This window comes from Mesorhizobium sp. C120A (assembly GCF_030323105.1).
Lineage (GTDB): Bacteria > Pseudomonadota > Alphaproteobacteria > Rhizobiales > Rhizobiaceae > Mesorhizobium.
Genome location: NZ_CP100476.1, coordinates 5408517 through 5432008, shown reverse-complemented (window position 1 = coordinate 5432008; position 23492 = coordinate 5408517). Strand labels below are relative to the sequence as shown.

Annotated in this window: 27 protein-coding genes; 15 read left to right on the top strand and 12 right to left on the bottom strand. The window is 63.9% G+C overall.

Features of this window, described 5'->3' with window-relative positions; all coding sequences use genetic code 11:
* Positions 1-80: 80 nt before the first annotated feature.
* Both NL532_RS26720 and NL532_RS26715 read right to left on the bottom strand, forming a co-directional pair.
* Positions 81-560: an SRPBCC family protein gene (locus NL532_RS26720; RefSeq protein ID WP_023828026.1), complete on the bottom strand. Its 480-nt coding sequence runs from the start codon at positions 558-560 to the stop codon at positions 81-83.
* The gene (locus NL532_RS26715) at positions 557-913 is read right to left on the bottom strand and encodes an ArsR/SmtB family transcription factor (RefSeq protein ID WP_023828027.1); all 357 of its coding nucleotides are present in this window, start codon (positions 911-913) and stop codon (positions 557-559) included. Before NL532_RS26715 ends, NL532_RS26720 begins: the two co-directional genes overlap by 4 nt.
* A gap of 165 nt (positions 914-1078) precedes the next feature.
* Between NL532_RS26715 and NL532_RS26710 the strand changes: the two genes are divergently transcribed.
* Positions 1079-1426 (top strand): ArsC family reductase, encoded by a 348-nt coding sequence (locus NL532_RS26710; RefSeq protein ID WP_023687095.1) that lies wholly within the window; start codon positions 1079-1081, stop codon positions 1424-1426.
* Between the two features lie 138 nt (positions 1427-1564).
* Here NL532_RS26710 and NL532_RS26705 read toward each other — a convergent pair whose 3' ends face one another.
* The 3 genes from NL532_RS26705 to NL532_RS26695 form a co-directional block, all read right to left on the bottom strand.
* The gene (locus NL532_RS26705; protein WP_023823467.1) at positions 1565-1921 is read right to left on the bottom strand and encodes a DUF488 domain-containing protein; all 357 of its coding nucleotides are present in this window, start codon (positions 1919-1921) and stop codon (positions 1565-1567) included.
* Between the two features lie 15 nt (positions 1922-1936).
* On the bottom strand, positions 1937-3193 hold the full coding sequence (locus NL532_RS26700) for an aminopeptidase (RefSeq protein WP_023823466.1): 1257 nt from the start codon (positions 3191-3193) through the stop codon (positions 1937-1939).
* 86 nt (positions 3194-3279) lie between these two features.
* Positions 3280-4194, bottom strand: a complete 915-nt coding sequence (locus tag NL532_RS26695; protein WP_023828028.1) for a LysR substrate-binding domain-containing protein — start codon at positions 4192-4194, stop codon at positions 3280-3282.
* Positions 4195-4300: 106 nt separating this feature from the next.
* On the opposite strand from NL532_RS26695, the gene NL532_RS26690 reads away from it, so the two are divergent.
* The 3 genes from NL532_RS26690 (at position 4301) to sbmA (ending at position 7135) form a co-directional block, all read left to right on the top strand.
* Positions 4301-4510 (top strand): hypothetical protein, encoded by a 210-nt coding sequence (locus NL532_RS26690; RefSeq protein ID WP_023732136.1) that lies wholly within the window; start codon positions 4301-4303, stop codon positions 4508-4510.
* An 83-nt stretch (positions 4511-4593) separates the two neighbouring features.
* Positions 4594-5751: a YbfB/YjiJ family MFS transporter gene (locus NL532_RS26685; protein WP_023828029.1), complete on the top strand. Its 1158-nt coding sequence runs from the start codon at positions 4594-4596 to the stop codon at positions 5749-5751.
* A 115-nt stretch (positions 5752-5866) separates the two neighbouring features.
* Positions 5867-7135 carry a peptide antibiotic transporter SbmA gene (gene sbmA / locus NL532_RS26680; protein WP_023704870.1) on the top strand — a complete coding sequence of 423 codons (1269 nt, stop codon included), beginning with the start codon at positions 5867-5869 and terminating at the stop codon, positions 7133-7135.
* A gap of 26 nt (positions 7136-7161) precedes the next feature.
* Here the strand turns inward: sbmA and NL532_RS26675 are convergent, their stop codons facing one another.
* Positions 7162-8166, bottom strand: a complete 1005-nt coding sequence (locus NL532_RS26675) for a polysaccharide deacetylase family protein (RefSeq protein WP_023729303.1) — start codon at positions 8164-8166, stop codon at positions 7162-7164.
* A gap of 193 nt (positions 8167-8359) precedes the next feature.
* Here NL532_RS26675 and NL532_RS26670 point away from each other — a divergent pair, with 193 nt between their 5' ends.
* Together NL532_RS26670 and der are read left to right on the top strand one after the other, a co-directional pair.
* Positions 8360-9022, top strand: a complete 663-nt coding sequence (locus NL532_RS26670) for a tetratricopeptide repeat protein (protein WP_023729304.1) — start codon at positions 8360-8362, stop codon at positions 9020-9022.
* A 76-nt stretch (positions 9023-9098) separates the two neighbouring features.
* On the top strand, positions 9099-10529 hold the full coding sequence (gene der, locus NL532_RS26665) for a ribosome biogenesis GTPase Der (RefSeq protein WP_023729305.1): 1431 nt from the start codon (positions 9099-9101) through the stop codon (positions 10527-10529).
* Positions 10530-10760: 231 nt separating this feature from the next.
* Here der and NL532_RS26660 read toward each other — a convergent pair whose 3' ends face one another.
* Positions 10761-11669: a LysR substrate-binding domain-containing protein gene (locus tag NL532_RS26660; protein ID WP_023668489.1), complete on the bottom strand. Its 909-nt coding sequence runs from the start codon at positions 11667-11669 to the stop codon at positions 10761-10763.
* 117 nt (positions 11670-11786) lie between these two features.
* Here NL532_RS26660 and NL532_RS26655 point away from each other — a divergent pair, with 117 nt between their 5' ends.
* The 7 genes from NL532_RS26655 (at position 11787) to NL532_RS26625 (ending at position 17368) form a co-directional block, all read left to right on the top strand.
* Positions 11787-13082: an MFS transporter gene (locus tag NL532_RS26655; protein ID WP_023729306.1), complete on the top strand. Its 1296-nt coding sequence runs from the start codon at positions 11787-11789 to the stop codon at positions 13080-13082.
* 136 nt (positions 13083-13218) lie between these two features.
* Complete coding sequence (locus tag NL532_RS26650) at positions 13219-14403, top strand: cell wall hydrolase (RefSeq protein WP_023668487.1); 1185 nt, start codon at positions 13219-13221, stop codon at positions 14401-14403.
* A gap of 265 nt (positions 14404-14668) precedes the next feature.
* Positions 14669-15061, top strand: a complete 393-nt coding sequence (locus NL532_RS26645) for an AtpZ/AtpI family protein (RefSeq protein ID WP_023668486.1) — start codon at positions 14669-14671, stop codon at positions 15059-15061.
* A 63-nt stretch (positions 15062-15124) separates the two neighbouring features.
* Entirely contained in the window at positions 15125-15883 is a 759-nt protein-coding gene (locus NL532_RS26640) for a F0F1 ATP synthase subunit A (protein WP_023668485.1), read from the top strand.
* Between the two features lie 66 nt (positions 15884-15949).
* Positions 15950-16174: a F0F1 ATP synthase subunit C gene (locus NL532_RS26635; RefSeq protein WP_006206606.1), complete on the top strand. Its 225-nt coding sequence runs from the start codon at positions 15950-15952 to the stop codon at positions 16172-16174.
* Between the two features lie 92 nt (positions 16175-16266).
* Positions 16267-16866: a F0F1 ATP synthase subunit B gene (locus NL532_RS26630; RefSeq protein WP_023684380.1), complete on the top strand. Its 600-nt coding sequence runs from the start codon at positions 16267-16269 to the stop codon at positions 16864-16866.
* Between the two features lie 10 nt (positions 16867-16876).
* A complete protein-coding gene (locus NL532_RS26625) occupies positions 16877-17368 on the top strand; it encodes a F0F1 ATP synthase subunit B (protein WP_023668483.1) in 492 nt (163 codons plus the stop codon).
* A 252-nt stretch (positions 17369-17620) separates the two neighbouring features.
* On the opposite strand, the gene rnhB is transcribed toward NL532_RS26625, so the two are convergent.
* Complete coding sequence (rnhB, locus tag NL532_RS26620; protein WP_023726390.1) at positions 17621-18319, bottom strand: ribonuclease HII; 699 nt, start codon at positions 18317-18319, stop codon at positions 17621-17623.
* 154 nt (positions 18320-18473) lie between these two features.
* On the bottom strand, positions 18474-19628 hold the full coding sequence (locus tag NL532_RS26615; RefSeq protein ID WP_023684378.1) for a PA0069 family radical SAM protein: 1155 nt from the start codon (positions 19626-19628) through the stop codon (positions 18474-18476).
* A gap of 150 nt (positions 19629-19778) precedes the next feature.
* On the opposite strand from NL532_RS26615, the gene NL532_RS26610 reads away from it, so the two are divergent.
* A complete protein-coding gene (locus tag NL532_RS26610) occupies positions 19779-20282 on the top strand; it encodes a glycosyltransferase (protein WP_023687105.1) in 504 nt (167 codons plus the stop codon).
* A gap of 252 nt (positions 20283-20534) precedes the next feature.
* On the top strand, positions 20535-21509 hold the full coding sequence (locus NL532_RS26605; RefSeq protein WP_023806763.1) for a hypothetical protein: 975 nt from the start codon (positions 20535-20537) through the stop codon (positions 21507-21509).
* Here NL532_RS26605 and NL532_RS26600 read toward each other — a convergent pair.
* From NL532_RS26600 to NL532_RS26590, 3 genes are all read right to left on the bottom strand, one after another.
* On the bottom strand, positions 21499-21930 hold the full coding sequence (locus tag NL532_RS26600; RefSeq protein ID WP_023709898.1) for a GFA family protein: 432 nt from the start codon (positions 21928-21930) through the stop codon (positions 21499-21501). The two genes, NL532_RS26605 and NL532_RS26600, sit on opposite strands and share 11 nt — an antisense overlap.
* A 124-nt stretch (positions 21931-22054) precedes the next feature.
* Complete coding sequence (moaB, locus tag NL532_RS26595; protein ID WP_023732120.1) at positions 22055-22609, bottom strand: molybdenum cofactor biosynthesis protein B; 555 nt, start codon at positions 22607-22609, stop codon at positions 22055-22057.
* Positions 22596-23489, bottom strand: coding sequence for a 4-(cytidine 5'-diphospho)-2-C-methyl-D-erythritol kinase (locus NL532_RS26590; protein ID WP_023828030.1), 894 nt, complete (start codon positions 23487-23489; stop codon positions 22596-22598). The genes moaB and NL532_RS26590 overlap by 14 nt, the downstream gene beginning before the upstream one ends.
* Positions 23490-23492 lie beyond the last annotated feature (3 nt).

Sequence of the window (23492 nt, the reverse complement as noted above, 5' to 3'; positions counted from 1 at the left end):
CCGTAGGGTTCCGGCGCACTTCGCTGCACGACCCAAAAACCAGGCGGCCGGGACAAAGTCCTGGCCGCAGTGGGAAAAGCTCAAATGGTCTTCACATACTGCGCCAACTGATCGGCCACCGTGCCCCAGCCGTCGAAGAACCCCATCTCTTCATGATTGTTGCGGGTAGCCTCGTCGCGATGGATGGCCGTTGCCGTGTAGCGCGTGCCCTTGTCATCCGACTGAAGCGAAATGACTGCGGTGATGAAGGGCTCGCCGGAGGGCCGATAGCCCGGCAGCAGCGCATCGGTCCACACCAGCCGCTCTTTCGGCACGATCTCGAGATAGCAGCAATGGCGGTCGTTGACCTCCTTGCCGTCGGGCGATTGCATGCGCGTCCGGAACAGTCCGCCCGGACGAAGGTCGATCTCGCAATCGGTGATCAGCCAGGGCTTGGGCGTGAACCATTGCTTGACATGCTCCGGCACCGTCATCGCGCTCCACAAGAGTTCGCGCGGCGCGTCGAGCTTGCGCTCCAGCACAAGGTCCAGTCTGGGGTCGGGCTTGAAGGGATAGCTCACTTTTCTTGCTCCTTGAGGCTCATCACATAGGCGTCGAATTGATCGAGTCGGCGCTCCCACAGCGTGCGCTGTTCGGCCAGCCAGTTTTCGGCGAGCTGCAGCGGTTCGGGCGCCAGCTGATAGGTCCTGGTGCGGCCGATTTTTTCCGATCGCACCAGACCGCAGCCTTCCAGCACTTTCAGATGCTCGATGAAGGAAGGCAGCGCCATCTCGAAAGGCTGCGCCAACTCGGTGACCGAGGCCGGACTGCGGTTCAACCGCTCGACCACGCGCCGCCGCGTCGGGTCAGCCAGCGCGCGGAAGATGCCGTCGATCGGCGGGAGACTTGTAGTTGGGGCGTGGAGGCTTGGCATGGGCGATCCTGAGGTCCGTCGACGGGTATAGAAAGATACTTAGGAAAATTCCTTAGTATTGGCAAGCCCTAAAAATGGGCTGATGTGACCGGGGTGCTGGCAAAGCGGGAAGGACGGTTTTAGGCTGTCCGGCGGATTCGACCACCAGCCCAAGGGAAGTGCGTTTTGACGATCACCATGTACGGCATCACCACCTGCGACACGATCAGGAAGGCGCGCACCTGGCTGGAGGGCCACGATGTGCCTTACCGTTTTCACGACTACCGGGCCGAGGGGATAGAGGTGGGCAGACTGGATGGATGGATCGGCAAGGTTGGCTGGGAAAAGCTGCTCAACAAGGGCAGCACGACCTTCCGCGAACTGCCCGACAAGCACAAGCAAGGGCTCGACGAGAAGAAGGCCAGGAAGCTGATGCTGGCCAACCCGACGATGATCAAGCGCCCGGTGCTCGAGGTCGGGGATGAGATTTTGGTGGGGTTCAAGCCGGAGGCTTATGAAGGGGTGGTGAAGTAGCGTAGCCCTGCCTCGTCAGCCTATGGCGTAGCAAGGAGCGAAGCGACGCAGCGCAGACACGAGGATGACGAACGCGTGGAGGGCGATCGCTAATTGTGAAGGCTTTCGCTTGCGGCGTATGCAGCGGTTCGCTGTCTCTCAACCCGTCCCGCGCAAATACCCCGCCAACGCCACCGCATTGTTATGCGCCTCGTCATGCGCGCCATAAAGCAGCGTCACCTTGGCCTTGCCGAGCAAGCCACGCAGTTTCGCCACCGCTTCTCTATTCCCATCCAGCTCGACCGAATACCGCACCTGAAACTCCGCCCATCGCGCCGGCTCATGTCCGAACCACCTCCGCAATTCATCGCTCGGCGCGATCTCCTTCAGCCACAGCGTCAGCGCGGCATCCTCCTTGCTGATGCCGCGCGGCCAGATGCGATCGACCAGCACCCGCTGCCCGTCATCGGGCGCGGGTGCTTCGTAAATTCGCTTGACCGTCAGGTCGAAGGCCATCCGCCCTCCGCGAGCTTACGCCCACTCACCCTTGCGCATCACCGGCACCTTGCGGCCATCCTTGTGCACGCCGTCTATGTCGATCTTGTCCGAGCCGATCATCCAGTCGATGTGGATAAAACTCTTGTTGCCGCCGCGCTGGGCGATTTCGTCCTGGGTGAGCGAGGCGCCGTCGACGAAGCATTTTGAATAGCACTGCCCGAGCGCGATGTGGCAGGCGGCGTTCTCGTCGAACAGCGTGTTGAAGAACAGCAGGCCGCTGGCCGAGATCGGCGAGGAATGCGGCACCAGCGCCACCTCGCCGAGCCGGCGCGAACCCTCGTCGGTGTCGAGCACTTTCTTCAGCACGTCCTCGCCCTTCGAAGCCTTGGCCTCGACGATCCTACCCTCTTCGAAACGCACCGAGATATCATCGATCAGCGTGCCCTGGTAGGACAGCGGCTTGGTCGAGGAGACATGGCCGGAGACGCGCCGTGCATGCGGCGTGGTGAAGACCTCCTCGGTCGGGATGTTCGGATTGCAGGTGACGCCGTTCTTGGCGGTCGAGGCGCCGCCCATCCATTCATGGCCATCGGCCAGCCCGACGGTGAGGTCGGTGCCCGGGCCGCTGAAATGCAGATCATGGAAATTGTGCTCGTTCAGCCACTTTGTGCGGCCGCGCAGCGCTGCATTGTGCGCCGTCCAGTTTGCGATCGGGTCTTCCACATCGACCCGTGATGCCGAAAAGATCGCATCGGCGAGCTTCACCACGGCGACATCGTCGGCATCGCCGGGGAAGACCTGTTTTGCCCAGGCGAGATCCGGGTAGGCGACGATGTTCCAGTTGATGTCGAAGCCGGTGATCTTTTCCAGCGCCGGCTGGTAGGCCATCGAGTTCGCCTTGTTGGCGCGCGCCACTTTCGCCGGGTCCTGCGCCGACAACAGCGACGGGTCCTCGCCGCGCACGGCAAGCCGCGCCGCATTGTTGGAAAAGGCCTTCGCCATGCCTTCATACATCCAGCCGGCGGCGCGGTCGAAGCCGGCATCCGCCCCGTAGCGGAAGCGCGCCAGCGTGATCTCGTCATCGTTGAAGATCGGCGTTACCAGCCCGGCGCCGGCCTTGTAGGCGTGCTCGACGATGCGCCTGGTCAGCGGCAGGGCTGCGATCGACGAGGTCAGCACCAGATCCTGCCCCGGCTGCAATTGCAGCCCGACCTTGATGGCGACTTCCGCCAGCCTGTCGAGCTTCACCGGGTCGATCGTTGCGGAAACGCCGCGCGAATGTGTGGTCATGATCCTGCCTGTCTTGGTCTTGGGGGTGAAGCTTCCAACATAGGTCGGCGCAGCTGTGCTTTCCAGCACTGTCGCGACGGACAGCCCTAGGCAGCGCTTTCCAGCGCGCTGAACTGCGCCACGGTCGCCGCGATTTCCTCGCGGATCCAGATCTTGAAATCGCGCACCTTGCGGCTTTCGGTCTTGGTCGCCGAGGTCACCAGCCAGTAGCCGAGGCCGCTCTGCGCCCGCACGCCGAAAGGCGCGACGAGGCGGCCGTCGGCCAGCGCATCGGCGGCCAGCAATTGCCAGCCGAGCATGACGCCATGGCCGGCGATCGCCGATTCCAGGCACAGCATCGGGTCGGTGAAACGCGCACCCTTGCGGAAGGTGACTGGTTCGACGTCAGCGGCTTTGAACCAGCTCTCCCAATTGATCATCGCCCGCTCGTCGGTGATGGCGCAGGTCTGTGCGAGGTCTTCGATCGACGTCAGCTTTTTGGCGATCACCGGCGCACAGACCGGAAAGACCTCCTGCGCCAACAAAAGTTCCGCCCGGCCGCCCGGCCATTTGCCGTCGCCGAGCCGGATGGCGATGTCGATGTCGGAACGCTCGAGATCGGCGAGCCGCACCGAGGCGTCGATGCGCAGCAGCACGTTGGGATGGCGGTCGAAATGCCGCGACAATCGCGGCAGCAGCCATTTCGAGGCGAAGGCCGGCGCCACCGAAACCACCAGCGTGCACTGGCTTGCCTCGTCGGCCAGCGCCACCGCCTGCGCCAGCTCGCGAAAACCGGCGCCCAGCCGGGCGGAAAAAACCGTGCCGAACTCGGTCAGCACCAGCCCGCTCGCCGTTCGTTCGAACAGCGCCTGTCCAAGCTGCTTTTCGGTGCGGTTGATCTGCTGGCTGACGGCGCTGACGGAGACGTTGAGCTCGCCGGCAGCGGCCGCCAGCGAGCCGAGGCGGGCGACGGTTTCGACGGCGCGCAGGCCGTTGAGATGGACGCGGTTCAGCATAGCCATTCCAGTTTTTCTAAACCGGCGCGGCCGAAATCTCAATTGAAAGACGGCGGAATAGAGCAAATTTTAGCGGGACAGTCAGACCGGCGAGTGGGCCGAGGAGGCAAGGATGGTGACGATCTTATCATTGCTCAAGATCTTTGCGGCTGTTGGCGCGCGGCAAGGCCCGCGCCATGCCGGCGACGCCGTCAATTGGGTGATCGATCCCCTGTCGCATCCGGTGTTCGACACCATGTCTGAGCGCGAGCTTGGCGACATGCCGTTCCGGCTGACGGCGCGCCGCACCGCCTACGAGACCGGCGCAATCGGCTGTGGTTGAGATTCTTAGACATTAGTCGCGAGCCTACTGGCCCAACACAAAGCGGATTGTTTCGGCGGCCGCCAAATCTATTGTGCGCTGCAATGAACGCTGCGCCATCACCCTTGCGTCTAGCCGTAGCCGGCATGATCGCCATGGCCGTTGCCATGGGCATTGGCCGCTTCGTCTACACCCCGATCCTGCCCGGCATGATGGAAGAACTGCATCTGTCGCCGGCCGATGCCGGCTGGATCGCGTCGGCCAATTATCTCGGCTACCTCGTCGGCGCGCTTGCGGCGGCAGGCGGCTGGGCGCATGGGCGCGAGCGCCTGCTGATGTTTGGCGGCCTTGCCGCCAGTGCTGCGCTCGCCGCCCTGATGGGGCTGAGCGAGACGATGACCGCCTTTGTCGTCCTCCGCTTCCTTGCCGGTCTCGCCAGCGCCTTCGTCATGGTGTTCATGGCCTCGATCGTCTTCGGTCACCTGGCAGCCGCCAACAGAAGCGACCTGCAGGCGCTGCATTTCGGCGGCGTCGGCCTCGGCATCGCGGCATCCTCAGCGCTGATGGCGGTTCTGGTCACCGAACATGCCGGCTGGGCTTCGGGCTGGCTGTGGTCGGCAGCGATTTCCGCCGGCGGCCTTGCGATGGTCGCCTTGCTCGCCGGCGGCACCGCACCTGGCCGCGGCGTGGCCGACCGCGAACCGGCACTGCCGAGGGACCGGTCGTTGGCAAAAGTCATCGTTGCCTACGGCCTGTTCGGCTTCGGCTATGTGGTGACGGCGACCTTCCTGGTCGCCATCGTGCGCCAGGGCGGCGGCGGCCGCGTCTTCGAGGCAAGCGTCTGGATGGTCACCGGCCTTGCCGGCTTTCCCTCGGTCTGGCTGTGGCAGAAGGTAGCGGCACGGATCGGGCTTTATACCGCCTATGCCGTGGGCTGCCTGGTCGAGGTGGTCGGCGTCACCGCCAGCGTCGCCATCGGCGGCACCGCCGGGCCGCTGCTGGCGGGCGTCCTGCTCGGCGGCACCTTCATCGCCATCACCGCGCTCGGCCTGCAGACGGCAAGGCAGCTCGTGCCGGAGGCGCCGCGCCGGATTTTTGCGCTGATGACCGCTTCCTTCGGCATCGGCCAGATCGTCGGCCCGATCGTCGCCGGACTGCTGGCGCAAGCCTCGGGCAACTTCTTCCTGGCCTCGATCGTCGCTGCTGGCGTATTGCTGGTATCTGCTGGGATCACCTGGTCGGCCGCGCCAAAATCGCCATGATTGTGGTCTTGCTCGATGCCGGGCATCGGGTACGGGCATTTGCTTTCCACCTAATGTGTGACTTTATGCCCGCCGAACCCCGCTGATTTGCGCACCGACCGAGGATTTCACCACAGTGTTCGTATCCTTCTTCCCGCAGCCGAAGCTGTTTTTCATCTCGGCCGTCGTCTGGACTGCGGTTCTCGTGGCAGCCTGGTTCCTCGGTGCTGACCAGCTTGGCGCGTTTCTCGGCTTGCCTCCGGCTCTTGCCGACGCGCCGCCCATCATAGGCGTCTCGGTGTTCTGGTCGCCTCCGTTCCTCTGGTTCTACATCTACTATGCGCTTGGCGTTTTGATATTCTATGGCTTCTGGCACTGGTATTCTCCGCACCCGTGGGACCAATGGTCTATCCTCGGCAGTTCGCTGCTCCTGTTCACGACCTACTTTCAGGTGCAGGTAAGCGTGGCGATCAACGCATGGTATGGACCATTCTGGGACCTCATTCAGGGCATCGTTAGCAAAACGGTCAAGGCAACCGAGGCTGATCTTTACGCTCAAATAATCACTTTCCTCGGTATCGCTCTTGTCGCGGTTACCGTGTTCGTTTTGACAAACTTCTTCGTCAGCCACTGGGTGTTTCGCTGGCGCACTGCGATGAACAATTACTACATGTCCTATTGGCCGAAGCTGCGCCATATTGAGGGCGCTGCACAGCGTGTGCAGGAAGACACGATGCGGTTTTCCAAGATAATGGAAGACCTTGGCACTAGCTTCGTCGATTCCATCATGACGCTTATCGCTTTCATGCCGATCCTGCTCAGTTATTCTAAGCATGTCACAGAGTTGCCATTGATCGGTCATGTTCCTCAGCCGCTGGTTTTGGCTGCGATCTTCTGGGCAGTCTTCGGTACAGTCATCATTGCGACCGCAGGCATCAAGCTTCCTGGCTTGCAGTTTCGTAACCAGCGCGTCGAGGCAGCATATCGCAAGGAACTCGTCTACGGTGAGGACGATCCGGCCCGGGCGCAGCCGCCGACCGTCGCGGAGCTGTTTGCGAGTGTGCGGCAAAACTACTTTCGCCTGTATTTCCACTATGTGTATTTCAACGTGGTCCGCTATCTTTATCTTCAGACCAACAACGTCTTCTCCTACTTCCTGATGGTGCCTTCCATGATCGCTGGAACGCTGACGCTGGGTCTCATCAACCAGGTCAGTTCAGCCTTCAGTCAGGTAACCAACTCATTCCAGTATCTCGTCAATTCTTGGTCGACGATTGTCGAGCTTCTGTCAGTTCACAAGCGCCTTCGCGCCTTCGAGGCGACGATTCGCGGCGAGCCGCTGCCCGACATTGACCGCCACTTCATGGAGCGTCAGGAACAGGCAAAGGAACCCGACCCAGCTTGATCCTATCTGCATAGACGGTTGGCGGCTCAGCCGCCCACCGCCGCCTGCCTCTCGCTACCACGTTGCCGCTGCACATAATCGCGAAAACTGATGCATTCGACGTCGGCTTTCACGCAAGTCTCGTCGGCAAAGCGCTCCAGCGCGTTCCAGTAGGCGCCGTTGTTCATCGGCGTGAAGTGGAAGCTCAGCACCAGTGGGATGCGCTTGCCCTGATATTGCTTGTCGAAGGCGGCGCGGAAGGCCTGGTAGGTCCGATCGCTGAACTCGGCTGCCTGGCTCGGCCGCTCGAAGCCGCCGGAATGCCTGACATAGAGATTGTAGTCCATGGCGATCACCAGCCTACCATCAGGGCCTTCCGGGATCTGCGGCAGCGAAAAGCGGGTCAAGCCGCCGCCGGTCGGCGGCTCGACCGGGCCTTTCGAAACGCCGCTGGCATCATAGTGGTAGCCGGCTTCAGGCAGGGCCTCATAGAGCCCTTTGCTGGTCGAGAGGTACGGCGCGCGAAAGCCGACAACGGCATGGGCAATATCGCGCCATCCCTTGGGCTCGGGTTCAATACCGTTGATCGCATAGGCGTTTTCCAGAATGCGCTCGAACGAGGCGAATTCCTTCAGCCAGTCGGCCTTGCTCCAGTCCTTGCCGTCGAAATGGCCGCAGCCATGGCTGGCGATGTCGTGGCCTTCCGAAGCGGCGAGCCCGATCTGATCGAGCCGATCGGCGACGTCCTGCTTCGAAGCGGCAAAGCCGATGTTGGATTTGCCCGCGGACTTGGCCGGAGCTGTGTAGTCGGCCCGCGTCTGCGGCGACAGCAGGAAGACGCAGGACAAAAAGTAGGTGAAATGCGCGCCGGTGCGCTTGGCCAGCGCCCGGCTGCGCTGCCATTGCGAGATCTCCCGGGCGCTATCGAACGAGATGATGACGATCTGCTTCGGCTTTGCCGGGGCAGGCGGCGCCGGCGGGTCGGCGAAAGCCGCACCAGCCATGGCAAGCACGGCTGAGGAAAACGCAACAACGCGGGACAAACGTGGCATCGGCAATCTGGGCTTGATCTGGAGGCAGTCCAAGCCGGCTATCGGCAAAATGTGGCGTGGGTGCGATCAACGTCGGCAGCTATGCGCCCGGCGATTAGCCGATTTTCCTGCCGAGCCCCTTCCATGCCCGCGAAATTTCGCTAAAACGCGGGCTCAAGAAGCGCCCCTGTTAGGGCAGCAATGGTTTTGATTGATGTCCGACGACAGTTTTATCCGCGAAGTCAACGACGAGATCCGTCGCGAGCAGGCGCAGGCGCTATGGGACCGCTTTGGTCCGGCGATCCTTGGCCTCGCCATCCTGGTGGTGCTTGGCACCGCCGCCTTCGTCGGCTACCGCTATTGGGACGAGACCCGCGCCAACCGCTCCGGCGATGCCTTCTCGCAGGCGCTGAAGCTTGCCAATGACGGCAAGAGCGACGAGGCGCTGACCGCCCTCGAACAGCTGGAAAAGGATGGCTACGGCGCCTATCCGCTGCTCGCCCGCATGCGCGCGGCAACCGTCAAGGCCGACAAGGGCGACTTTGCCGCCGCCGTCGCCGATTTCGATGGCGTCGCCGCCGACAACGCCATTCCCCAGGGCATTCGCGACATGGCGCGCCTGCGGGCCGCCCTGCTGCTCGTCGATCACGGCTCCTTCGCCGACGTCTCCAGCCGCGTCGAGGCGCTGACCGCCGACAACAACACGCTGCGCCACACAGCGCGCGAAGCGCTCGGCCTTGCCGCCTGGAAGGAAGGCAAGACCCAGGATGCGCTGAAACTGTTCGACCAGATCGCCGCCGATGACGGCGCCCCGCGCAACGCGCGCCAGCGGGCGACGCTGATGTCGGAATTGATCCGCGGCTCGGGCGCGTCATGATACGCATCGCCCAAAGCCTGCCCTCGGGCCTGACCCAAGGGCGCGCTGCGGTTTGGGCGATGATATGGATAGCCGGATGAGCTTCAAAGTCGCCATTATCGGCCGGCCCAATGTCGGCAAATCGACGCTTTTCAACCGATTGGTGGGACGGAAGCTGGCGCTTGTCGACGACACGCCGGGCGTCACCCGCGACCGTCGCGTCCACGCGGCCAAACTCTACGATCTGCATTTCGATGTCATCGACACCGCCGGTTTCGAAGACGCCGCCGCCTCGACGCTGCCCGGCCGCATGCGCGCGCAGACCGAGATCGCGATCCGCGAAGCCGACCTGATCTTCTTCACCATCGACGCCAAGTCCGGGCTTTTGCCCGACGACCGCACCTTTGCCGAGATCGTGCGCAAGTCCGGCAAGCCGGTCGTGCTGGTCGCCAACAAGGCCGAGGCCAAGGGCGCCCAGGGCGGCATGCTGGAAGCCTGGGAACTGGGCTTGGGCGAGCCGATCCCGGTCTCGGCCGAGCACGGCCAGGGCATGCCCGATCTGCGCGACGCGGTGATCGAGGCGCTGGGCAAAGACCGCGCCTTCGGCGAGGAAGAAGACGAGGCCGAGGACGTCGCCGCCAGCGAGGTGCTGATCGGCGAGGACATCACCGATCCCGACGCCGAACCCGCCTATGACGACACCAAGCCGATGCGCATCGCCGTCGTCGGCCGGCCCAATGCCGGCAAGTCGACGCTGATCAACGCGTTGATCGGCGAGGAGCGGCTGCTGACCGGCCCGGAAGCCGGCATCACCCGCGATTCCATCTCCGTCGACTGGGACTGGCATGGCCGCCGGCTAAAACTGTTCGACACTGCCGGCATGCGCCGCAAGGCCAGGATCCACGAGAAGCTGGAAGTGATGTCGGTGCAGGACGGCTTGCGCGCCATCCGCTTTGCCGAGATCGTCATCATCGTGCTCGACGCCACCATCCCTTTCGAGAAGCAGGATTTGCAGATCGCCGACCTGATCATCCGGGAGGGCAGGGCGCCGGTCATCGCCTTCAACAAATGGGACCTGATCGACAATCCGCAGGAACTGCTGGCCGAGTTGCGCGAAAAGACCACACGGCTTTTGCCGCAGGTGCGCGGCATCCAGGCGGTGACCGTTTCGGCCGAGACCGGGCGCGGCCTCGACAAGCTGATGGATGCCGTCATCAAGACGCACAAGGTGTGGAACAGCCGCGTTTCCACCGGCAAGCTCAACCGCTGGCTGGAAAGCATTCTGGCGCATCACCCGCCGCCCGCTGTCGCCGGCCGCCGGCTCAAGGTCAAATATGTCACCCAGGCCAAGACCCGGCCGCCGGGTTTCGTCGTCCAGTGCTCGCGGCCCGACGCGATGCCGCAATCCTATGTCCGCTACCTCTCCAACAGCCTGCGCGAAGCCTTCGACATGCCCGGCGTGCCGATCAGGATAGCGCTGCGGACTTCGGACAACCCGTTCGCGGGGAGAGCGAACAAGCGCAAGTGAGCGGTGACGGTTGCGAAATTCTCCGCAAGATTGGCGGGACAGCACCCCCCTCTGCCTGCCGGGCATCTCCCCCGCAAGGGGGGAGATCAGTCGTTTCGTCCTTGGAGCCTCTCTTGCAACGTTGAAAATTGGCGAAAGCATTCGCGAGATCCAATCTCCCCCCTTGCGGGGGAGATGTCCGGCAGGACAGAGGGGGTGTGACGGAACGCTACGCTGGACAGCCGCTTCCGTCTAAGCGACCTCTCTCAACCGCTCGTCCTGCGGCAGCGCCGCCACCGCCGCGTGCCACAATATATCCGCCAGCCGCGCCGCCACCGGGTCCAGTTCGGCGTCTTTCTGGTGCAGCACCAGCGCCATGGTCGGCAGCGCGGGTAAGCCCAGCGTTTGCGGCGCCATCGCCCTGACATTGGCCGGCAGGCCGATATCCGTGCGGATGGTCAGGCCGAGGCCGGCGGCGACCGCCGCCCAGATGCCGCCAAGGCTGGGGCTGGAGAAGGCCATCCGCCATGGCAGGCCGGCGCGGTCGAGTGTTTCCGTCGTCACCGTGCGCAGCAGGCACGGCGCTTCCAGCGCCACCAGCGGCAGCGCCTCGCCCTCGCGCAGCCTGGTCTCGATCAGCTTGGCCGGCCCGATCCAGCGCAATTGCGCGTCGCCGACATGCCGGCTGTAAGGCAGCGCCTGGCCGCTGTCCCAGGCCAGCGCAATGTCGAGATTGCCTGATGTGATCCGCTCGGCAAGTTCATAGCTGCGCCCGATCCGCGCCTCGATCTTGACCTTGGGGTGCGCGCGGGCGAAGCGTCCGAGCACCTCCGGCAGCACCGCCTCGCCGAAATCCTCCTGCAGGCCGAGCCTGACCCAGCCTTCCAGTTCCACGTCGTGGATGGCCGAGGCCGCCTCGTCGTTCAACTCGAGCAGCCGCCTGGCATAGCCGAGCATGGTTTCGCCGGCTTCGGTCAACGCCAGTCCGCGGCCCGACTTGCGGAAGATCGGCGTCGCCGCCTGGTCCTCCAGCTTCTTCAATTGCGCGCTCACCGCCGAAGTCGAGCGTCCAAGCCGGTCGGCGGCCTTGGCGAAGCTGCCGAGTTCCATCCCGGTGACGAAGCTTCGGAGGACATCAAGGTCGAAGGTTACGCGGCGCATCAAAACGGTCCTGTTGTTCGGGAACAATTGTCAAAAAATTCCCGATATTCGGGATGAAGTTATGGCGGTAAAGGCGAGGCGTCAAGGTCCCGAAAGGGCATCAACAGGAGTCCCGCCATGTCGATTGCCGACGCAAATCGTGAGCCAGGCCGGGTTGGCCGAGCCGCCGCCGTCACGTCGAAGGCTGAACGATTTCCCGCCAATCATCGCTGGAAGGTGCTTGGCATCGGCGTTGCCGCCAATGCCGGTTTCTCCGCCACCTTCGCCGGCATACCGGCGGCGGCGGTGTTTCTGCGGTCGGGCTATCACTTGAGCAATGGCAATCTCGGCCTGGTCCTCGGCCTTCTCGGACTGGGCGTTGCCTTGAGCGAACTGCCCTGGGGCCTGCTCACCGACCGGTGGGGAGATCGCGGCGTGCTGTTGACCGGCCTTGGTGCGACCGCGGCGTGGCTCGCCCTGATGGCGTTGTTCATCGTGCCCTCAGTGACCTATGTGCCTGGCGTCGCAATGCTGGCCGCATGCCTTCTGGTCGCCGGCCTGCTCGGCGGCAGCGTCAACGGTTCCAGCGGCCGCGCCATCATGGCCTGGTTCCACGAAGGCGAACGTGGCTTTGCCATGAGCATCAGGCAGACCGCGGTGCCGCTCGGCGGCGGGCTCGGCGCGCTGGTCCTGCCGTCGCTGGCATCGGTGCACGGTTTCGCGGCGGTCTTCGGGCTGCTGGCCGCCATGAACGCCGTCTCTGCGCTGTTTGCCTGGCGATGGCTGCACCAGCCGCCGGAACTGGACAATGCCGGCAGCATGGCCATGGCAAAGTCGGGCGGTCCCGCGCCGCTGCGCAATGTCGAGGTCTGGCGCATCGCCACCGCCATCGGCCTGCTCTGCTTTCCGCAAGTGGCGGTGCTCACCTTCGCCTCCGTTTTCCTGCACGATTTCGCCGGCATGGCCACGCTCACGATCAGCGCCAGCCTTGCCGCGGTGCAGACCGGCGCGATGGTGATGCGCGTCTGGAGCGGCCGCTACACCGACCGCCACGGCAACCGCCGCTCATTCCTGCGGCTCTGCAGCGTGACAAGCGCGTTTGGCTTCGCGGCCGTCGGCCTGCTGGTCCTGGCGGCAGGAGCCACGCCAGACGCCCATGCCGCGTTGATCCCGGCGATCGCCGTGCTGCTGGTCCTCGCCGGCATTTCGGTCTCCGCCTGGCATGGCGTCGCCTACACCGAACTCGCCACGCTTGCCGGTGCCAGCCGCGCCGGAACCGCGCTCGGTCTTGCCAACAGCTTCGTCTTCATCGCCTTCTCCGTGGTGCCGACCGCCATTCCGGCTTTGCTGCTTGTCTGGTCGTGGCCTGGCGTCTGGCTGGTGGGCGCGCTCTGCGCCATGATTGCATGGCCAATTTTCCTGAGGCCGAACTGACGGGTTGCCGGCCGGCAAGCGGCGTCCCATTTCGGGCCGCTTCGGAAAAACACGATCGACCGCGTTAACCCCGCATCAAGGTTAATGCTTCACTTTGGCTCTCCAGTGGCTCAGTGGCGTTTCTGGAGAGTTCCCCGTGCATCGACGTGTCCTGAAGCGGCTGGCCGCCGCCGCCGGTGAGAAAAAACGTTCCTTCGTATCGCCATTGGTCATCGGGCTCGGCATCTGGATCGGCTTTCCAACTGTCGTCGCCTACCAGGACATGGGCAGCTTGATTTCCGGCCTCGAAGCCTCGGGCACCCGCTGGAACTCTTATGTCGAGCGCTCCGTCGCCGGCTCGGTTCATGCCGCCGAAATGCCTTTCATCGATTCCGTCACCACCGGTTCGCTCTCGGGTTCGGGCGTGCGCCTGCCCGGCGTCGGCAAGGTCTCGTTTCGCGGCAAGGGCAATGTCGCCGGCATCACGCCCGACGAGGACCGCATCATGCGCGCCGACAAGAAGGGCCGCATCATCCAGGTCTCGCCGGTGGCGCCGCCGAAGAACTTCAATGCCGGCTCGATCTTTCAGCGCACGTCCTCGCTGCTGCGGCCGAGCATGGACAGCGGCCTGAAGCTCGCCTTCGCCAAGCCCGGCATCAAGGGCAAGGAAATCCAGATCGCCCAGGCCTTCCACACCAACGTGGACAAGAAGCCCGATCCCGGCGTGCCGGCCATGCTTGCCGCGTTGGTCAACAATGACAGACCGGACGTGCTGGCCACCGCCTATGCCCAGGCCGAACCCGATTACGCCAAGGCCTCACCCTTCGAAGCGCTGCTGCAGGACGAGGAGCCGAGCAGCGGGCGCTTCATTCCGCCGATGGCCAAGGGTGACCACTCGTGGATCCAGAACCCGCTGCCGGCCAGCGTCTTCTCCACGAAGGAGCAGGCCTGCCTCGCCAACGGCATCTATTTCGAGGCGCGCGGCGAATCCGTGCGCGGCCAGGCCGCCGTCGCGCAGGTCATTCTCAACCGCGTCCGCAATCCGGCCTATCCGAACTCGATTTGCGGCGTCGTCTACCAGAACGACAACTGGCTGAACCGCTGCCAGTTCTCCTTCGCCTGCGACGGCCGCAAGAAGCGCATCGAGAGCCCCGCCCATTACAAGACCGCGCAGGACGTCGCGATGGCGGTCACCGCCGGCAAGATATTCATTCCCGAAGTCGGCTCATCGACCCACTACTACGCCAACTACGTCCATCCGGGCTGGGCGCGCACGATGCAGAAGATGACCAAGATCGGCCTGCATATCTTCTACCGCACCTATGGCGGCGGCTGGAGCTGAGCCCTTCGGCTTGCCTGTCGCAAACGAACCGCAAAGGCCCTGGAAGCCGAAATCGGACAGCGGTCGCCGGACGGATTCGGGGCATGTGCCGACCCGATAGTGCCGGGCACGATGTCGCACCTCGCCAAGTAATTGATTCCAATAGAAAAAATACATGGCTTTGAAGTCCCGCCCGTGGCTTGACGGGCGCAAACCCTCTAACTATGTTGCCGGCGACTTTAGAAGCGGACGGACGGTGACGGTCTGACCGGGCAGGGGGGTTACGATGGCCGACAAGAACGGGCCAGACGGAACCGGAGAAACCGGCCGCGGCAGCAAGCACGAGGCCGACATCCGCGACGAAGATCTCGAACGCCGCCGGCGTGAGCTTGGAGCATCGCTTGCGACAAGACGGCCGGATCAGCTCGAGGGGAATGACGGCGCGAAAGCGACGGCCGGATATGGCCAGGCGCTCAAGCTGTCCAGCGAGTTCATCGCCGGGATAGTGGTGGGTGTGGGCCTTGGCTGGTTTCTGGATCGTGTGGCGGGAACCTCGCCATGGGGTCTGGTCGTCGGCTTGTTGCTGGGCTTTGGCGCCGGCGTGCTCAATGTCCTGCGTTCGTCAGGTGTTGTGGCGGAATTCGGAAAAAGCGAGAAGTCGCACGATCCGAAAGAATGAAATGGCGCCGCCAACGGCGCACAAGGACACTTAAGGCCGTTCGCGGCTTTGACGGGGATGTAAATGGCTGCTGACAAGGTCGATCCGATCCACCAGTTCCATATCGTCAAGCTGATTCCGATCAACATCGGAGGCTATGACCTGTCCTTCACCAATTCGTCCCTGTTCATGGTCGCGACCGTCCTCGTCGCATCGGCGTTTCTGTACCTCTCGACCTCGAGCCGCAGCCTTGTTCCCGGGCGCCTGCAGTCGGTTTCGGAAATGGGCTACGAGTTCGTCTCCAACATGCTGCGCGACGCCGCCGGAACGCAGGGCATGAAGTTCTTCCCCTTCGTGTTCTCGTTGTTCATGTTCGTACTGGTCGCCAACCTGCTTGGCCTTTTCCCGTACTTCTTCACCGTCACCAGCCACATCATCGTCACCTTCGGCCTCGCAGCCCTGGTGATCGGAACCGTCGTTGTCTACGGCTTCACGAAGCACGGTCTGGGTTTCCTCAAGCTCTTCGTGCCGCATGGCGTTCCGGTGTTCCTGCTGCCACTGGTGGTGCTGATCGAAGTGATCTCCTTCGTGTCGCGCCCGGTCAGCCTCTCGGTTCGTCTGTTCGCCAACATGCTGGCCGGCCACATCACACTGAAGGTGTTTTCGGGCTTCGTCGTCAGCCTGAGCGCGCTCGGCGCCGTCGGCGTTGCCGGTTCGGTGTTGCCGCTGGCCATGGCAGTCGCGCTGACCGCGCTGGAATTGCTGGTCGCTTTCCTGCAGGCCTACGTCTTTGCGGTGCTGACCTGCATGTATCTGAACGACGCCCTGCATCCCGGGCACTGACCTAGAATTTCCGGCATCTTTCGCCGGATGGAATTGCAACGAATTACAGATCCAAAGGAGTTTAAAATGGACGCAGAAGCAGCAAAGTACATCGGCGCCGGTATCGCTTGCCTGGGCATGGGCGGCGCGGGCATTGGCCTCGGCAACATCTTCGGCAGCTACCTGGCGGGCGCCCTGCGCAATCCGTCGGCCGCCGATGGCCAGTTCGGCCGCCTGATTTTCGGCTTCGCCGTGACCGAAGCTCTGGGCATTTTCTCGCTTCTCATCGCGCTTCTCGCCCTGTTCGGCTGAGCCCCTGTTCGGCCAATTATTGGTCGGACGAGCATTGGGAAGAATTGGCTGGCCGCATTCCTGCGGCCATGCCTGATATCAGGGGATAGTCCATGTTCGTGACATCTGCGTTTGCGCAAGAGTCCGCACCCGCCGCTGAAGGCGCCCATACCGGTACGGAAGGCGACACGCATTCCGGCACCGGCGTGCCTGCCGAGGCGCACGGCACGTTCCCGCCATTCGATCCGGCGACGTTTCCGTCCCAGCTTCTGTGGCTGGCGATCACGTTCGGGCTGTTCTATTTGTTCCTGAAGAAGGTGGTGATGCCGCGCCTTGGCGGCATCATCGACGTCCGCAGCGATCGCATCACGCAGGACCTCGACCAGGCCGCCAAGCTGAAGGGCGAGGCGGACGCCGCCGTTGCCGCTTACGAGCAGGAACTGGCGGAAGCCAAGGCCAAGGCCAACGCGATCGGCCAGCAGGCCAACGACGCTGCCAAGGCTGAAGCCGAGGCTGCCCGCAAGAAGGTCGAGGCCGCCCTCGACAAGAAGCTCGGCGAGGCGGAGGCCAGCATTGCTTCCATCAAGGCCAACGCCATGAAGGAAGTCGGCACGATTGCCGAGGACACCGCTTCAGCCATCGTCGATGCGCTTGTCGGCGGCAAGACCAGCAAGGCCGAGATCTCGGCTGCGGTCAAATCCGTGGCCCGGTGAGGAGCACATTATGGACGCCACATCTCTCGCAACGCTCTGGGCAACGGTTGCCCTCGTCATTTTCCTCGGCGTTGCCGTTTACATCAAGGTGCCGGGCCTGATCGCCAAGTCGCTCGACGCCCGCGCGACCAAGATCAGCGACGAGCTTGCGGAAGCCCGCCGGTTGCGCGAAGAGGCCCAGCAACTGCTCGGCCAATACCAGAAGAAGCGCAAGGAAGCCGAGCAGGAGGCCGCAGCCATCGTCGCTGCCGCCAAGCGCGAAGCCGACATGCTTGCCGCCGAGGCGCACAAGAAGACCGAAGACTATGTCACCCGCCGCACCGCGCTTGCCGAGCAGAAGATCGGCCAGGCCGAGCGCGAAGCCGTCGCCGAAGTGCGCGCCAGCGCCGTCGACATCGCTGTCGAGGCGGCCCGCACGCTGCTTGCCGGCAAGATCGACGCCAAGGCCGGCGCCGACCTGTTCAAGTCCGCGCTGCAGGACGTGAAGGCCAGGCTGAACTGAGCGGGATTAGCTCGCTGACATCGAGCCGCTTGGGTGACCTGGCGGCTTTTTTGTTTGGCGAGGCGTCGAAGCCGCCAATCTCCCCCTTGTGGGGGAGATGCCCGGCAGGGCAGAGGGGGGCGCTGTCCCGCCGGCGTTTCCAGATTTTCTATTTCGTGTTACGGATTCCTTGCATCGGCAGGTTTACTGAAAGGTCGCGTTCCTTCGCGCCCCCCTCTGGCCTGCCGGCCATCTCCCCCTCAAGGGGGGAGATTAGCTGTCCAACCCGACAAACCCTTCTTCTTCCACCACCTCAACCCCACCCAGCCTGAACGGCGCGAATGATGCCCGGTGCAGCCTTGCCACCGGCCCATGCGCTTCGATCGCGGTGCGGTGCCGCACGGTGGCGTAGCCCATATGGACCTCGAACCCGTAGCGCTCGTGATGGCTGCCGCAGCCGCACATCATGCGGTCGCGCATCACCTTGGCGACGATCGAGGCGGCGGCGATCGATTGCGAGCGCTGGTCGCCCTTGATCAGCGCGCGGCCTTCGCAGAGGAGGCCCGGCGGCACATCGCGGCCATCGGCCAGCGCCAGCTTCGCCTGGATCGGCAGGCCGGCAAGGGCGCGGCGCATGGCTTCCAGGCTGGCCTTGAGGATGTTGCTGCCGTCAATGCCTTCGGCGCTGACCGAGGCCATCGACACGCCGAGCGCTGACCCCAGGATTTTCAGGAACAGCGCCTCGCGCTGCAAATGGTTGAGCCGTTTGGAATCGTCGAGCCCGTCGGGAATGTTGGCGGGATCGAGGATCACGGCCGCCGCCACCACCGGCCCCGCCAGCGGACCGCGGCCGGCCTCGTCCATGCCTGCCACCGGCCACAGGCCTTCGGCCATCGCCTTCGTCTCGAAGGAGAAATCGGGCTTTTCGACGATTTCGAAAAGAAGCGGAGAATCGGAACGTGCGCGAGCCATGTTGCGGCGAGGTTCGCATCGGCTCCGATTCTCCGCAAGTCCCTCCAGGGTCGAGTGGGGCAAGACCGGGAGGGCACCGTCTGCAGGCCGGGGGACAGGCCGGACGGGATTCTTGGGTCGCCTGACAGCCACGAGGGCAGGGCAAGCGCTACTCTCAGAGCAGCATCAGCTGCTCGGTCGCCTTGGCGGCGGCGACAAACTGGTCGGTTCGGAGCGTGCGCCGCTCGGCGTTGAGGCCGAGCCGCTTGGCCGTGATCTCGAAGCGCCGGCCGATCTGCCAGGCATAGGGGCCGGCGCCTTTCATCCGCTTGCCCCATTCCGAATCATAGTCCTTGCCGTCGCGCATCGAACGGATCAGCGACATCACGTGCCGGTAGCGGTCGGGATAATGGCGCAGCAGCCAGTCCTTGAAGATCGGCGCCACCTCGAGCGGCAGGCGCAGGATGACATAGCCGGCCTCGCGGGCGCCTGCGGCGCGTGCCGAATCGAGGATGCGCTCCATCTCCTGGTCGGTCAGGCCGGGAATGATCGGCGCCACCATGACAGAGGCCGGGATGCCGGCATCGGAAAGCTGCCGGATCGCCTCAAGCCGCTTGGTCGGCGTCGACGCGCGTGGCTCCATGGTGCGCGCCAGCATGCGGTCCATCGTCGTCACCGACAGCGCCACCTTGGCCAAGCCCCGTTCGGCCATGCGCGACAAGATGTCGATGTCGCGCGTCACCAGATGGGATTTGGTGACGATGCCGACCGGATGGCCGCGCGCCTCCAGCACTTCGAGGATCTCGCGCATGATCCGGTATTGTTTCTCGATCGGCTGGTAGGGATCGGTGTTGGTGCCGATCGCGATGGTGCGCGGCTGATAGCCATCCTTCGACAGTTCCTTGTCGAGCAGCCGCGCCGCATCCGGCTTGGCAAACAGCTTCGCTTCGAAATCCAGCCCCGGCGACAGGCCCATGAAGGAATGCGTCGGCCGGGCGAAACAATAGACGCAGCCATGCTCGCAGCCGCGATAGGGGTTGATCGAGCGGTCGAAGGAAATGTCGGGCGATTCGTTGCGGGTGATGATGGTGCGCGGCTTCTCGACCTGCACTTCGGTCTTGAACGGCGGCAATTCCTCCAGCGAATTCCAGCCGTCGTCGAACACATGCCGGCTGACCGGCTCGAACCGGCCGGACGGGTTGATGCCCGCGGAACGGCCGCGGTTGCGATCCGGACGGACGCGCATGCCGCTCTGTTCGATCATCGCATTGGCCATCTCGGCTCGCCCTGCTCCGAAAGCAGCAATGTCCGCACGCACGATATGTTCCATTTTGGCCCTTTCCCAAGGACTGTCGGCTGGCTGTCGAATCGCTCTGTTCATGAAAATAATCCTATTTCGCTGATGAGAACAAAGCAAGAACTTTTTCGTTGGGCCATGCAAAACTGGCGCTGCGCCGGGCTTTCCGCTATTCGGCTAAAAATGCTCAGCGTTCTCATCGAAACCCGGGATGACGAAGAAGGCCTTGCCCGCACGCTCGCCTCGTTGATCGGCGGCGCGGTCGAGGGCGTGGTGCGCGATGTCATCGTCTGCGACACCGGCTCGACCGACCAGACGCATCGGGTTGCCGATCATGCCGGCTGCCACTTCGTGGCCGGCGGCATTGCCGCGGGAATCAGGCAGGCGAAGGGTGACTGGCTGCTGTTTCTGGAACCCGGCGCAAGGCTGGCGGAGGGCTGGATCGACGACGTTGTCGCTCACACGGCGCGGCAAACCATGCCGGCGCGCTTTTGCCGTGCGCGCGGCAGCCGCACGCCGTTCCTGTCACGGGTGTTTTCGGGCAACCGGGCGCTGGCCGAAGGGCTGGTCATCAGCAAGCGCCAGGCCGCTGCCCTGTCGAAGAACGCGCACAGCGCCGAAGCCCTTGCGCGCGGTCTCGCCACCAGGCGGCTCGACGCCGAAATCTGGCTGGCGCCGAAGAAGTGATGTTTCTCCCTTTTCCCGTTCCCAGGGAGAAGGGTGCCCGAAGGGCGGATGAGGAGCAGCGTCGGCGTCTCATCCGCATTGGCACGGTCGCAGCACCATCCCTCTTTTTCGCCGCAAAAAGCTATTGTGCATTGCACAAAAGCTGACGCGGGATTAGCATTCCGTTGATGCGGGATATCGGGGTTTGGGTAGTGCCGGAGCGGTAAGCAAGCGCCGCGTCGTCGTTGCTGCCGTTCATATCTGAGGACCCCGATGAACCTTTCGTCCCCTGACAAATCCGGCGCCCCCAGTCTGGAAGCCATTGCCCGCAACGGCAGCCTGCTCCGCCGCATTGCGGTGCGTATCCCGACCTATCTGTCCGACCTGCGCGAAAATCCCGCATGGCTGCCGATGTTCGTGCTTGCCCGCACCATGCCGGCGCGCAAGCTGCACTGGCTTGGCGCCAAAGCCGCGCGCCCCGCGCAGAGTGCCGGAGCGACGATGTTCAGGGGCGTCGACCTCAAGTCGATCGTCGCGGCGCTGCGCACCGATGGCCTGTTCTCCGGACTGGTCCTTCCGCAGGCAATCCACGAAGAGATCGCCAGCTTTGCTCAGAGCACGCCGTGCTTCGGCAATTTCGACCGCCGGCTCGAATTCATGCCCGGAGAACACGCAGAAGCCGAGAAGCGGTTCGGCCGCTCTTTGCTCAGCGGACACTATTTCGAGCGCATCCTCGGCTGCAAGGCGGCACTCGCCATCCAGAACGACCCGCTGCTGCTCGACATCGCCCAGCACTATCTGGGCGGGCAGGCAAAGCTGATCACCACGCGTGTCTGGTGGAGCTTTCCGACCGGCGAGGCTTCCGACGCCGACAAGAACCTTGCCTCGCTCGGCAAATATCATTTCGATCTCGACGACTGGCGGATGCTGAAATTCTTCTTCTATCTCAAGCCCTGCGATGCCGGCACCGGCCCGCATGTCTATGTCAAAGCCAGCCACAACAGGCGCAGCCTCAAGCACCAGCTGACGCTGCTGGTCGGCCATCCGGCGCAAGACGTGCTCAAGGTCTATGGCGACGACAGCCCGGTCACGCTGACCGGCGAGGCCGGCCTCGGCTTCGTCGAGGACCCGTTCGGCTTCCACATGGGCACCGTGCCGTCCACCACGCCACGGCTGATGATGGAGGTCGGCTTCGGCGTCTCGCCGCCCTCGCGCCGCCGCTTCCACGGCGAGCCGGTCATCCGCTGACGCCGGAGCGGATCTCGACCGGCATCCAGCGCGCTTGCCGCCGGGCAATGCGACCCTCTTTGTTCTCGGCATCATAGTCCATTGGGACCGGCTCGCGGTTGAACCGCGGCCGGTCATCCAGCGCATTGACGATGACGATCGCTCTCGGTTCGCCGTCGGTGGTCACAGCAGCGACATAGACGCCGCAGTCCCGGCAGATGAGATAATCGGCGGTGCGCAATCCGAACCGGTATCGGTGCAGCCGCGCCTCGTCCTCGACCGAGACGATCAATCGGCCCTGCGGATCGGCAGCGGCGCGCGAACCATGCCGGACACAGAACGCGCACTGGCAGGCGCGGATCTCCACCTCGGCCGGCTCGATTCCCGTTTCGAACGTCAGGTGGATGTTGCCGCAATGGCAGCCGCCGCGGTGCGCGCTCATTGGATCTCTTCCGTCTTGACTTGGCGACAGACTATCCGCCCGACGACCCGGAGGAAATGACCTCTCGAAGGCGCAGCCGCCATTCTGCCTGACAAAGGCAGCACTTGGCCGGCTTTGCCTTGGTTTACGAGGCGGCCTTGCCGCGCCGCAAATGCTCGTCCAGGCGCGGCATGATCTCGACGAAGTTGCAGGGCATGTGGCGGTAGTCGAGCTGCGGTTTCAGGATGCCGTCCCAGGCGTCCCTGCAGGCGCCGGGCGAGCCCGGCAGCACGAAGACGAAGGTGGCGTTGACGACGCCGCCCGTCGCCCGACTCTGCACTGTCGAGGTGCCGATCTTGTCGTAGGAAATGCGGTGGAACACTTCGGAAAAGCCATCCATGCGCTTCTCGAAGATCGGCTCCAGCGCCTCCGGCGTCACGTCGCGGCCGGTAAAACCGGTGCCGCCGGTGGTGATGACGACATCGATGTCTTCGTCGCGCGACCAGCCCAGCACCTTGTCGCGGATTTTCTCCCGGTCGTCGGTGACGATGTCGCGCGCGGCCAGGACATGGCCGGCCTCGACGATGCGATCGGCCAGCGTCCGCCCTGATTTGTCGTCGGCAAGGCTGCGCGTATCGGACACCGTCAGCACCGCGATGCGCACCGGGATGAAGGGGCGGCTTTCGTCAATTTTGGTCATCGGCCCCCTCTGAAGCGATGCTTCGTGTCGCGGCGACAAACCACTCCGGTTCGCGGCTGCGAATCTCGGCGGCGGCGCGCTTGGCGACATTGCCGGTCTCGAACAGCCCGAAGCATGTGGCGCCGGAGCCCGACATGCGCGAAAATCCCGATCCGGCCCGGTTCAGCAGGGAAACCGCTCGGCCGATGGGCGGCTGGATCGCCTGCGCCGCCGATTCGAGATCGTTGCGGGTGATCTCCAGCCAGTTGCGGACGCTGTGGAAGTCAAATGCACGCGGCAGCGGCGGCAATCCCTCATTGTCGCGTTTCTCAAGTGCGTTGAACACATCAGGCGTTGAGACGGCGACGCCGGGATTGACCAGCACCAAAGCGAGCGCCGGAAAATCCGGCACCAGCGACAGCTCGTCGCCGACGCCACGCGCAACCAGCGGTTTTGCCGCAAGACACATCGGCACGTCGGCGCCGAGCGTGAGACCGATCCGGCTCAGTTCGGCCTCGCCGATGTCGAGCCCCCAGGTCCGCACAAGACCCTGCAATACCGCCGCCGCGTCGCTTGAGCCGCCGCCGACGCCGGAGGCGACCGGCAGGTTCTTTTCAAGTCGGATGGCAACCGGCGGCGTGCGCTGCTGGCCGGCCTGCCTGCGCAGCGCCTCGCGCGCCTTCACCACCAGATTGCTGTCGTCGATCGGTACGGAGGTCGCGTAACGGCCCGATACGGAGAACCGGTCGGCGTCGGCAGGCTCGATCTCGACCCTGTCGCCGAAGCGGGTGAAAACGACCAGGCTCTCAAGCAGATGATAACCGTCGGCGCGCCTGCCGGTGACGTGCAGGGCCAGATTTATCTTGGCGGGCGCAAGCCACGTCCGGGCTGCGGCATCCAAACT